Source organism: Bordetella sp. BOR01 (assembly GCF_019218885.1).
Classification (GTDB): domain Bacteria; phylum Pseudomonadota; class Gammaproteobacteria; order Burkholderiales; family Burkholderiaceae_B; genus Bordetella_A.
On sequence record NZ_JAHUWT010000006.1, the window covers coordinates 1 to 11,130 of the forward strand.

The 11,130-nt window shown below is 65.2% G+C and carries 10 protein-coding genes; 5 read left to right on the top strand and 5 right to left on the bottom strand.

Annotated elements, in window-relative coordinates; genetic code table 11:
* Nucleotides 1-332 precede the first annotated feature (332 nt).
* Entirely contained in the window at nt 333-1,796 is a 1,464-nt protein-coding gene (gene rng / locus KW845_RS27375) for a ribonuclease G (protein WP_218372821.1), read from the top strand.
* 57 nt (nt 1,797-1,853) lie between these two features.
* On the opposite strand, the gene KW845_RS27380 is transcribed toward rng, so the two are convergent.
* Nucleotides 1,854-2,582, bottom strand: a complete 729-nt coding sequence (locus tag KW845_RS27380; RefSeq protein ID WP_218372574.1) for a TerC family protein — start codon at nt 2,580-2,582, stop codon at nt 1,854-1,856.
* A 176-nt stretch (nt 2,583-2,758) separates the two neighbouring features.
* Nucleotides 2,759-4,534 (bottom strand): lipid A export permease/ATP-binding protein MsbA, encoded by a 1,776-nt coding sequence (gene msbA, locus KW845_RS27385; protein WP_218372575.1) that lies wholly within the window; start codon nt 4,532-4,534, stop codon nt 2,759-2,761.
* 70 nt (nt 4,535-4,604) lie between these two features.
* Between msbA and KW845_RS27390 the strand changes: the two genes are divergently transcribed.
* Genes KW845_RS27390 through KW845_RS27400 form a run of 3 tightly spaced genes read left to right on the top strand, consistent with a single transcriptional unit; the run spans nt 4,605 to nt 6,635 of the window.
* Nucleotides 4,605-5,576, top strand: coding sequence for a glycosyltransferase family 9 protein (locus KW845_RS27390; RefSeq protein ID WP_218372576.1), 972 nt, complete (start codon nt 4,605-4,607; stop codon nt 5,574-5,576).
* A 13-nt stretch (nt 5,577-5,589) separates the two neighbouring features.
* On the top strand, nt 5,590-6,354 hold the full coding sequence (locus KW845_RS27395; RefSeq protein WP_218372577.1) for a YdcF family protein: 765 nt from the start codon (nt 5,590-5,592) through the stop codon (nt 6,352-6,354).
* A gap of 2 nt (nt 6,355-6,356) precedes the next feature.
* Entirely contained in the window at nt 6,357-6,635 is a 279-nt protein-coding gene (locus KW845_RS27400) for a YkgJ family cysteine cluster protein (protein ID WP_218372578.1), read from the top strand.
* A 24-nt stretch (nt 6,636-6,659) separates the two neighbouring features.
* On the opposite strand, the gene KW845_RS27405 is transcribed toward KW845_RS27400, so the two are convergent.
* The 3 genes from KW845_RS27405 to KW845_RS27415 all read right to left on the bottom strand — a co-directional run bounded on the left by KW845_RS27405 (nt 6,660) and on the right by KW845_RS27415 (nt 10,030).
* Nucleotides 6,660-7,160: a GAF domain-containing protein gene (locus KW845_RS27405; RefSeq protein ID WP_218372579.1), complete on the bottom strand. Its 501-nt coding sequence runs from the start codon at nt 7,158-7,160 to the stop codon at nt 6,660-6,662.
* Nucleotides 7,157-8,128: a tripartite tricarboxylate transporter substrate binding protein gene (locus KW845_RS27410; protein ID WP_218372580.1), complete on the bottom strand. Its 972-nt coding sequence runs from the start codon at nt 8,126-8,128 to the stop codon at nt 7,157-7,159. Before KW845_RS27410 ends, KW845_RS27405 begins: the two co-directional genes overlap by 4 nt.
* 63 nt (nt 8,129-8,191) lie before the next feature.
* Nucleotides 8,192-10,030, bottom strand: a complete 1,839-nt coding sequence (locus KW845_RS27415) for a gamma-glutamyltransferase family protein (protein WP_370628304.1) — start codon at nt 10,028-10,030, stop codon at nt 8,192-8,194.
* A gap of 136 nt (nt 10,031-10,166) precedes the next feature.
* Between KW845_RS27415 and KW845_RS27420 the strand changes: the two genes are divergently transcribed.
* The gene (locus KW845_RS27420; RefSeq protein WP_218372581.1) at nt 10,167-11,108 is read left to right on the top strand and encodes a LysR substrate-binding domain-containing protein; all 942 of its coding nucleotides are present in this window, start codon (nt 10,167-10,169) and stop codon (nt 11,106-11,108) included.
* Nucleotides 11,109-11,130: the final 22 nt, after the last annotated feature.

Consider the following 11,130-nt stretch of genomic DNA (forward strand, 5'->3'; position numbering starts at 1 on the left):
CAAGCGCCCACACTTATCGGTTGTTTCGTTGTTAAAGAGCGGTACTGCCTACTGCGGTGCTGTTCTTGCAGCACAGAAACGAGATTATGAGGCCTTTCCTGCAACCTGTCAAATCAACCGCGCCTGATTTGCTGCCTGCCTGCCGCCTTCCCGCCGCCCCGGCAGCACCGCCGCCCGAACCGCGAAAGAGCGAGACTATACACGAATTCCTGGGCCGCTGCGCGCACTGCAAATAGCAGGCCTGCCATGCGTGCAGCGCTACGCGCAGGCGCTTGCCAGGCGTGCGTCACCGTTTACTATGCGAGCTGGACCACGACGCGCCAACCATGCCCATGAGCGAAGACATCCTGATCAATATCACCCCTTTTGAAACGCGGGTCGCGCTGGTCGAACAAGGCGCGGTTCAGGAGCTTCATGTCGAACGCAGCATTCAGCGCGGCCACGTCGGAAACATCTACCTGGGACGCGTGGTACGGGTACTGCCCGGCATGCAGAGCGCCTTCATCGATGTGGGGCTGGAGCGCGCCGCCTTCATCCATATTGCCGACCTGCGCGAGAACCGTAGCGAGCGCAGCCAGGGATTGACGCCTACCGCCATCGAGAAGCTGCTGTTCGAGGGCCAGACGCTGATGGTGCAAGTGATCAAGGATCCGCTGGGCACCAAGGGCGCACGACTATCGACCCAGATCAGTATCGCCGGACGCATGCTGGTTTACTTGCCGCATGATCCCCATATCGGGATCTCGCAGAAAATCGATTCGGAGTCCGAGCGTATTCAATTGCGCGAACGCCTGCAGGCGCTGATTCCGGAAGAGGAAAAAGGCGGCCTGATCGTACGTACGCAGGCCGAAGGCGCCACCGATGAAGAGCTGAGCGCCGACCTGGAATATCTGCGCAAGCTGTGGAATCGCGTACAGACGGCCGCGCGCAGCCAACCCGCGCCGGCGCTGCTGCACCAGGACCTGACCCTGGCGCAGCGCGTACTGCGCGACATGGTGGGCCTGAATACCGGCGTGATCCAGGTCGACTCGCGCACGACCACGACGGCCCTGACCGACTGGGCGCGGGTCTATACGCCCTCGGTGGCCGACCGTATCCAGCACTACAGCGGCGAACGGCCGCTGTTCGACACAGCCAATGTCGACGAAGAGATCGCGCGCGCCTTGTCGCGGCGGGTGGACCTGAAATCGGGAGGCTACCTGATCATCGACCAGACCGAGGCGCTGACTACGGTGGACGTCAACACTGGCGGGTTCGTAGGCGGCCGCAACTTCGACGACACGATTTTCAAGACCAACCTGGAAGCGGCGCAGGCGATTGCGCGGCAGCTCAGGCTGCGCAACCTGGGCGGCATCGTGATCCTGGATTTCATCGACATGGAAGACACGGAGCATCGCGATACCGTGCTGGCCGAGCTGAAGAAAGCCCTGTCGCGCGACCGCACCCGCATGACGGTCAACGGCTTCACGCAGTTGGGCCTGGTGGAAATGACGCGCAAGCGTACCCGCGATTCGCTGGCGCATCAGTTGTGCGAGCCCTGCCCCATGTGCGAGGCGCGTGGCACGGTGCGCACGGCACGCACCGTGTGCTATGAGATTTTGCGCGAGATCCTGCGCGAGGCACGCCAGTTCAATCCGCGCGAATTTCGCATTCTGGCCTCGCAGAACGTGGTTGACCTGTTCCTGGAAGAAGAAAGCCAGCATTTGGCCATGCTGGGCGATTTCGTCGGCAAGACGGTATCGCTGGAAGTAGAAACCGCTTATTCGCAGGAACAGTACGACATCATCCTGACCTGATCGCCAGGGGCCGGCCTGCCGCCGCCGGCCCCTGGCCCGCGAAGCAGAGTCAAAGAATCACAGATCGGTGTCGTCCAGCTTCCCGCGGCCCGACTGCTGGTATGCCGCCAGCCGCTTGCCGACGGCAACAACCACGAACGCGCCCGCCAGCCCCGCGGCAAGCTTGGCCACGGTATGGGGTTCGCCCAGGCGCTCGACGAAAAAGGCGTCCGTGATCAGCATGTTTCCGGCGATCCATCCCAGCAGGCCTGCGCCGAATGCGATCAGCAGCGGGAACCGGTCCATCAGCTTGAGCACCAGCGTGCTGCCCCACACGATGATGGGCACGCTGACCAGCAAGCCGAATACGACGTAGAAGACCTGGTGCCCGGCGGGGGTGTTGCCGGCCGCGCCCGCAATGGCGATGACATTGTCCAGGCTCATGGCGAAATCCGCCACGACGATGGTCTTGACTGCGCCCAGCACCGAGGCGCTGCTTTTGATGTTGCCGCGCGGGTCGTGGCCATGCTGTGGAACGAACAGCTTGATGCCGATCCACAGCAGCAGCAGGCAGCCGCCGATTTTCAGGAACGGCACATCGAGCACCGTCAGCGCAAAACTGATCAGCGCGACGCGCATCACGACTGCGCCTACCGTCCCCCAGAGTATCCCCTGCATGCGCCGGTTCGGCGGCAAGCCGCGGCAGGCCAGGGCGATGACAACCGCGTTATCGCCACCCAGCAGGATGTCGATCAGGATGATTTGAATCACGGCGCCCAGGTCGAGCGCATCGAAGAATGCAAGCATTCGCGTGTCCTGAACACGGGGGCTTTGCGCGGCCAGGCTGCGGATGCCTAGCAATGCCCTCGAGAGCCGACTGAGATATGTCGATTCTAGTTCAGCTTTTCGTCAGGTAGGCCGCCATGACCCACGGCCCTGCCTCGGCCCCGGCAAGGGCGGGCAGGCATGGGGCGGATGGGCGGTCAGTCTTCGCGGAACTGCATGTTGTACAGCGATGCGTACAGGCCTTGCGCCGCCAGCAGTTCGGTGTGCGGCCCCTGTTCGACGATCTGGCCCGCGTCGAGCACGATGATGCGGTCGGCATTCTGGACCGTGGACAGGCGATGCGCAATGACCAGGGTGGTGCGGCCGCGCATCAGTTGCTCGAGCGAGGCTTGCACTTGACGCTCGGACTCGTTGTCGAGCGCCGAGGTGGCTTCGTCCAGGATGAGGATGGGGGCATTCTTGATGAGTGCGCGGGCGATGGCCAGACGCTGCCGCTGGCCGCCCGACAAGCGTGCTGCGTTTTCGCCCACGTGGGTGTGCATGCCCTTGGGCAGCGCGTTGACGAAATCAAGCAGGTTGGCGGCAGCCAGAGCTTCGCGCACCTGGTCGTCGCTGGCCTGGCCCAGCGCGCCATAGCCGACGTTGGCGGCGATGGTGTCATCGAACAGTACGACGTCCTGGCTGACCAGCGACAGGTGCGAACGCAGGCTGCGCAATTTGAGTTCGTTGATGGGTACGTCGTCGACCAGGATGGTGCCGGAATCGGGTAGCACAAAGCGCGGCAGCATATTGACCAGGGTGGTCTTGCCGCTGCCGGAGCGGCCCACCAGAGCCACCGTCTGGCCGGGCTCCACGTGCAGTGAAATATTGCTGACGGTATCGTGCTCGGCGTCGTGGAAGCGGTGCGTGACCTGGCGGAATTCGATCTTGCCCCGCACGGGCTCGGGCAGCGTACGGGTGCCCGTATCGACCTCGGGTTCCTGGTCGACCAGCGTGAACACGCTTTCGGCGGCCACCAGCATTCTCTGCATTTTGCCCGCCAGGTTGGTCAGGCGCTTGATGGGGTCGAAGATCTGCGCCAGAGCGGCCATGAACGATGCGAAGCTGCCCACCGTGAGCGTCCCGCTATTGGCCTGGCTCAGGGCGACAGCGATGATCGCGCCCACCGAGATCGAGATGCAGACCTGCGTGAGCGGGGTCATGGCGGCGTCGGCCGTGGCGGTGCGCATGGCGAAACGCCGCAGGCGCGCATTGACGAAGGCGAAACGGCCGCGTTCGGCTTCGTAGCCGTCGAACAGCTTGATGACGCGCTGGCCATTGATGCCTTCGCTGGCCACGCGGGTCAGCTCGGCATTCATGTTGACGGTGTCGCGGTTGATGCGGCGCAGCCGCCGGATGAATACCCGGGCGATCAGGATGGACACCGGCAGCATGATCAGGATGATGAGCGTCAGCATCCAGGACATGTAGAACAGCACGCAGATCAGCGCGATGACCACCAGGGTTTCGCGCACCAGCACGGTAATGACGTCGGTCGCGTAACCGGTGACGTTGCCGGCGTCGATGGTGAAGCGGTTGAGCAGGCGCCCGGTGTCGCCGCGCTTGAAGTCGGAATCGGGCAGGCCCAGCAGGCGATCGAACATGTCGCGGCGGATGCCGAGCAGCACATTGTTGGCCACCCACGCCAGCAGATAGTCGCTGAAGAAGTTGCACACGCCGCGCAGGAAGATCAGGCCGACCACCGCCAGGGGCAGCGCCCACACGAAGTAGGGTTTGGCCCCCGTGAAGCCGTCGTCGAGCAGGGGCTTCATGATGATGGCCAGGGTGGGCTGGGTGGCGGCCGCGCCGGCCATCAGCAGGATGGCCAGCAGCAGGCCCTTCCAGTAAGAACCCACGCGGCTGTAGACGCGCTTCCAGAGATCGGCCTTGACCGGATGGGACCCGGCGGGTGCATTGCGTGCGGCAGAATTCAAGGGGCGACTCGCTTTAATACAATTGTGCTCGGAATTGTACCGTTCACTGTCCAAGAGCCCGTTACTGCCCATGCCCCAAATTTCGTGCCTGTATGTCAGATTACCCAACTGGGTGGGCGATGTCTGCATGAGCCTGCCCAGCCTGGCCTTGCTGGGAGACACTGGCTTGCCGCTGGTGGTGTGCGCCCGCCCCTGGGCGCGCGACCTGCTCGATGGCGTGGCCAAGCACGGGTTCATTCCCATGCGCGGCCGACTGTGGGACGACGCCCGCGCCGTGCGCGAGCACCGCCGTGCGCCGGGGGTCGCCGCGGGACACCCGCATGGCCTGACCCTGCCCGACTCGCTGTCGAGCGCTGCGGTGTTCCGCCTGGCGGGCGTGCCCAGCGCCGGGTACCGGGACGATGGCCGCAGCCTGCTGCTACGCTGGCCGATTGCCAAGCCTGACCCCAGCCTGCATGCCGTGCAGTCCTGGTATTACCTGACCCGCACCGCCCTGGGGCGCTGGGGCCTGCCGTGCGGGCCCGATCAACCGGGCCCCTTGCTGAACCTGCCGATGACGCCGGCGCACCGCGAAGCGGCCGAGGCCCTGCTGCGCGACGCGGGGCTGGCGGGCCAGCGCTTCGTGCTGATCGCCCCCACGGCCACCGGCCTGCACAAGGGCAGGATCAAGGTCTGGCCCGGGTTCGATGCCCTGACCCGGGCCCTGCAGGCACGAGGCCATATCGTGGTAATGTGCCCTCCTCCGGCCGAAGCCGACGAAGCCGCGCGCAACGCCCCCACTGCCCGCTTGCTGCCCGCCGTGCCGCTGGGCGCGTTCGCCGCGTTGACGGCGCGCGCCGCACTGGTGGTGTGCAATGATTCGGGGGTGTCGCACGTGGCCGCCGCCGCTGGCGCGCGACAATTGACGCTGTTCGGCGTCACGAACCCCGGCCGCACGGGGCCCTGGTCGCCCCGCGCGGTATGCGTAGGCTCGGGCCGGAACTGGCCGGACGCCGAAGAGGTCGAACGCGAAGCGTACGCCCTGCTGGAAACGGCACCGTGACCGCATTGTTTACATGACCATGACGAACTACTTGGCCAACTTGATCATTCCCCTGAATCTTTGCGTGACCCTGGTCGTACTGGGACTGGTGCTGGGCTTGTTTCGCCTGCGCCGCACCGGCGCGGCCCTGGCCGCTTTCGGGCTGGCCTGGATGCTGGCCTGGTCGCTGCCGGCCACGTCCGTATGGCTGGGCGGTTCGCTGGAGGCGCGCTACCCGCACCAGCCGGCGGCCCAACTGCCCACGGCGGATGCGATCGTGGTGCTGGGCGGCAACACTGCCAACGGCCGCGCCAACTGGTTCCTGCCCTATGACAAGGAAACCGCCATTGTGCGGGTCGATACCGCGGTGAAGCTATACCAGGCGCACCGGGCCCCCCGGGTGGTGTTGTCGGGCGGCGCGCTGGAAGGCGACATCAGCGAAGCGCGCGGCATGGCCTTCCTGATGAAGCAGCAAGGCGTGCCCGACGAGGCCCTGCTGCTTGAGAATTCCAGCCGCACGACCTACGAAAACGCCATGCTGACCGAAGAAGAGCTCAAAGAGCATGGCTACGGGAAGATTTTGCTGGTGACCTCGGCACTGCACATGCCGCGTGCCATGGCTGCATTTTCCAAACAAGGGGTGGCAGCCATTCCTGCGTCGACACCGCCTCAGATCGTGTTGCCACCCGATGGCTCGGTGTCGCCCTGGATACCGCATCGGCGCACGCTGGATGCCAGCCGCTCGATCATCAAGGAATACGCCGGCCTGCTGGTGTATTGGCTGCGGGGTTGGGTGTAGACATGGACGGCTACACTGCGCTGGCATGCCGGCCCGGATGCGGGGCCTGTTGCATCGCGCCGTCGATTACCCGGCCCCTGCCGGGCATGCCGAATGGCAAGCCTGCTGGCGTGCCCTGCGTGCAATTGATGCCCGACATGCGCTGCGCGATCTTTGGCGACCCCTCGCGGCCGGATTTTTGCGGGGGCCTGCAGCCGCAAAAGGACATGTGCGCGGGCAACCGTGACGAAGCCATCGCCTGGCTGGCCCGGCTGGAAGCCGAGACGGCGCCGGCATCCTGATGCCCATGCCGCGCACGGCCAAATTCAGGTGGCTGTCAACAGGCCAGGCACGGCCAGCAATCCCGCCAGCCTGGCCACGGCCACGTGCTCGGGCGTGACTGTCTTGGCAGTCATCAGGAAATTCACCGTACCCAGGCAGACCCCGCGCGCCACCACCGGCACGTTGATCACCGACTGCAAGCCCAGCGCCGCAATAGCGGCGTGGTCGTCGAACGCCTGGCGTATGGCCTCGGTGCCCTGCCCGATGAACAAGCGCTGCTCGAGCAAAACCTGGCGGCCCCAGGCAGTACCGGCCTTGTGTTTCATGCCCCCGGGCGGATAGGCATCGGCGTTCGAGCTGTACTGACGCACGACGGTCATGGGGCCAGGGTCATAGCGATTGATCGTGCACAGGCGCTGCCCCAGCGTCTGCTGCGCGAATGCGTCGATGGCACCGAACAACGCCTGGGGATCGTGGCTGGCGCAGCCTTGCGCCAGCGGATCGATGTGTGCCGCCAAGGCATCGGCGAATTGGCGTTGCGTCATTGCAGCGTGATCCCCAGGTCGCGTACCAGCTTGCCATACTTGTCTGCGTCGCGGGCCAGCGTGTCGGCGAACTGGGCCGGGGTGGTCTGCATGACCTCGACCCCCATATCTCCCATTTTCTTGATGACTTCGGGCTTGGCCAGCACCTGGTTGATCTCTTTGTTCAGGCGCTGGACCAGGGCCGGATCCATGCCGGCCGGGCCGAAGGCGCCATACCAGACAGCCAGCTCGTAACCCGGCAAGGTCTCGGCTACGGTGGGAACGTCGGGCAACAACGGCGAACGGCGGCTTTCGGTCACGGCCAGCAGCTTGAGCTTGCCCACCTGCACATGCGGCAAGGTCTGGGTACCGGCGCTGAACAGCAACTGGGTGCGATCGGCCACGGTATCCATGACGGCCGGCGCCCCGCCCCGGTACGGCACGTGCAGCATGCGGATGCCGGTGGCTTTTTCAAACAGCGCGGCGCTGAGATGGTTGGTAGAGCCGGCCCCCGCCGAGGCGTAGGCTATTTTCTCGGGCCGCGCCTTGGCGTATTCGATGAATTCGGCCACGTTCTTGACCGGTAGCGAAGGGTTGATGACCATGGTGTTGGTCACCAGCGCCAGCTCGGCAATGGGCGTGAAGTCTTTCACGCCATCGAAGGGCATGTTGGAGTACATGGCCTGGTTCATTGTGTGCGTGCTCATGGAGCCCACCAACAAGGTGTAGCCATCGGGTTCGGCACGCGCCACCTGGGCCGAGCCGATATTGCCCGACGCGCCGGACCGATTCTCGACCACGACGGGCTGGCCCAGCGACTGCGTCATGTGCTCGGACAGCAAGCGCGCCAGGATATCGGTAGACCCGCCCGCGGCCCAGGGAACGATGATGGTGACGGGCTTCTCGGGCCAGCCGGCATGGGCGGCTGCGGGCAGCACGGAGGCGGCCAGCGCCAATGGCGCCAGGAACTTGCGTACGGAAAATATCATGGCTTACCCCTTGTCGTGTCTTGTGCAGACTGTGGTGTGGAAAATGGTGATGCCCGAGGGCGCTCAACGCCCAACGGCGTAGCCTTGCATGCCGCGCGGGTTGGCGGCGGCGCGCAACAGCAGCCCGCCGGCGGCCGGTTCGCGGGTGCAGGCGCTGATACGGCCTTCCGACCATGCCGGGCCGACACGCGCGTCGTGACCTGCGGCCCGCAAGGCATCGACCGTTTCAACCGGAAAACGCGATTCGAGCGTCAGGCGATTCAAGATGGTGGTGCGCGGCCAGAATGAGCCCGGAAAATGGTCGATGTGCCAGGCCGGGGCGTCGATGGCTTCTTGCAGATTCATGCCCAGCGCCGCGTGGCGCATGAAGAATGCCACCGTCCACTGGTCCTGCTGGTCGCCGCCGGGTGTGCCGAACACCATGTACGGTTCGCCATCGCGCAAGGCCAGGCCGGGCGACAGCGTGGTGCATGGACGCTTGCCCGGCTGCAGGGTGCCGGGCAGGCCCTCGTCCAGCCAAGTCATTTGCAGGCGCGTGGTGATCGAAAAGCCCAGCTCGGGAACCACCGGGCTGGACGACAGCCAACCGCCGGATGGCGTGGCGGCCACCATGTTGCCGTGACGGTCGATGACATCCAGGTGGCAGGTATCGCCCACGAAAATCTCGCGGGCCGCCCATTCGTGTATGGGCGGCAATGACGCGAACGTCGGCTCGCCCACACCGTAGCGCGTGTCGGCGGCGGCCAGAGCGCGATCGGCGGCTTGCAGGTCAGGCAGCCGCGGCATGCGGCCCGCCGGGCTGCCGGGCTGCAGTTGCGTCTGGGCACCGGCACCGACAGCAACGGCGCGGGCGCGCGCATAGTCATCGCTCAGCAGTGCGGCCAGCGGCACGTCGGTATGGGCAGGGTCGCCATACCAGGCCAGGCGGTCGGCAAAAGCCAGCTTGGCGACCTCGGCCAGGCGGTGCACGAACTGTGGAGAATCGGCCTGCAGGCCCTCGATGTCCAGGTGGCGCAGCATGGCCAGTTGCTGCAGGAACACCGGTCCCTGCGACCATGGGCCGCACTTCGCAACCGTATAGCGGCCGTAGTCCAGGGTGGCCGGCTGGCCGTAAGTGGCCCGCCAATCAGCCATGTCTTCGCAGCGCAGCAGCCCGGCATTGCGCTCGCCACTGCAGTCGCGGATGCGCTGATTGCGGTAGAAGTCGTCGATCGCGTGTGCCACGAAGCCCCGGTACCAAATGTCGTGCGCGGCCTGGATGCGGCCTTCCCGGCCACCAGCGGCATCCGCCGATTCCGCCAGGATACGCCGATAGGTTTGCGCGATGGCCGGCGTACGCATGACCGATTCGGGATGCGGCAGGCGGCCATCGGGCAGCCACACGGCGGCCGACGAAGTCCATTCCGTGCGGAACAGCGACTCGACCGCGGCAATGGCCTGGACGATGCGCGGCACAAGCGGAAAGCCGTTCTCGGCGTAGGCGATGGCCGGCGCCAGCACATCTTGCAGGTCCCAGGTGCCGTAGTCGCGCAGCAGCGCCAGCCAGGCCCCGAAAGCGCCTGGCACCGTGGCGGGCAAGAGGCCGATGCCGGGTACCAGCTCGAAACCCTGCTGGCGGAAATAAGCCGGCGTGGCCAAGGCGGGCGCCGGGCCTTGCCCGCACAGTTCGCGCATGCGCCGTTCCGGTTCGCTCCAGAACAGGATGGGCACCTCGCCGCCGGGGCCATTGAGATGCGGCTCGACAACCTGCAGCATGAAGCCGCCCGCCACGGCGGCGTCAAAAGCGTTGCCGCCACGCTCAAGCACGCCCATGGCGACCTGCGATGCCAGCCAATGCGTGGATGACACGACACCGAAGGTGCCGCGGATTTCTGGGCGGGTGGTGAAAGCAGGCGTGGACACAGCGGATCGGTGGCTGCAAGTGAGGAATGATCCGAGCAGTATAGGTCCGTGAAATAACGCAATTGATTGTTTTGATAATCAATCAATAACCGTTTAGTTATAGTTCAGCATTCTTTCCCCAACGGCTCGAGCCACCATGTCGACACTGATCCGCCTGACCTCTCGCCTGAAAAGCCGCCACTTGACGCTGCTGCTGGCCATGGAACGGCATCGATCGCTGACGCGCGTGGCGCAGGAAGCCGGTGTCAGCCAACCCGCGGCCACCAAGACACTGGCCGAGATCGAAAGCATTTTCGGCGGCCCCCTGTTCGTGCGCTCGCGCCATGGGCTGCAGCCCACGCCGCTGGGGCAATTGGCATTGGTACGCGCACAGCACATGCTGCAGGATCTGGAACACTGGGCGGGTGAGATCGATGCACTGCACAGCGGGCATGCCACCCACCTGAACATCGGCGCGGTGCCGTTCGTATCGGGGCCATTGCTGACGCGCGCGATCGAATGGCTGGGCAGCCGCCACCGCATCACTGTGACGCTGCAGCGCGCCACCACCGACCACTTGTTGCGGGACCTGCGCAGCCATGAACTGGATTGCGTAATAGGCCGCGCATCGGCCATCGCCGGGGCGCGCGACGTGTGGCATGAACTGTTGTACGCGCAGCACCCTGCCCTGATCGCCAACCCGCGCCTGGCGCAGCGCATGGCCCGCCGCCAACCGGATTGGCGTGAGTTGGCCTCGATGAACTGGATCTTGCCATCGCCGGCCACGCCTATCGGCAATATGGTGACCGAGTTATTCGTGCGCGCCCAGGCCCAGCCCCCGCTGCCTATCGTGGAAACCTATTCGCTGGAAGTGATCGAGGGCCTGTTGGCCGGCAACGACGACTTGCTGTCGATCGTGCCTGAGGATATCGCTATGGAACTGTGCAAGAACCGGCGCGTGGCCCTGATTCCATGGAATTTCGACTGGGAACTGCCACCGATCAGCCTGATCCGGCGTGTACGCGACGTACCCTTGCAGGCCGAGGAACGCTTTGCCGAAATACTGCGCGAACTGTGTACGGTGCCGCGCAGCGAATAACCGGCCATGGCCGGCGCGGCCA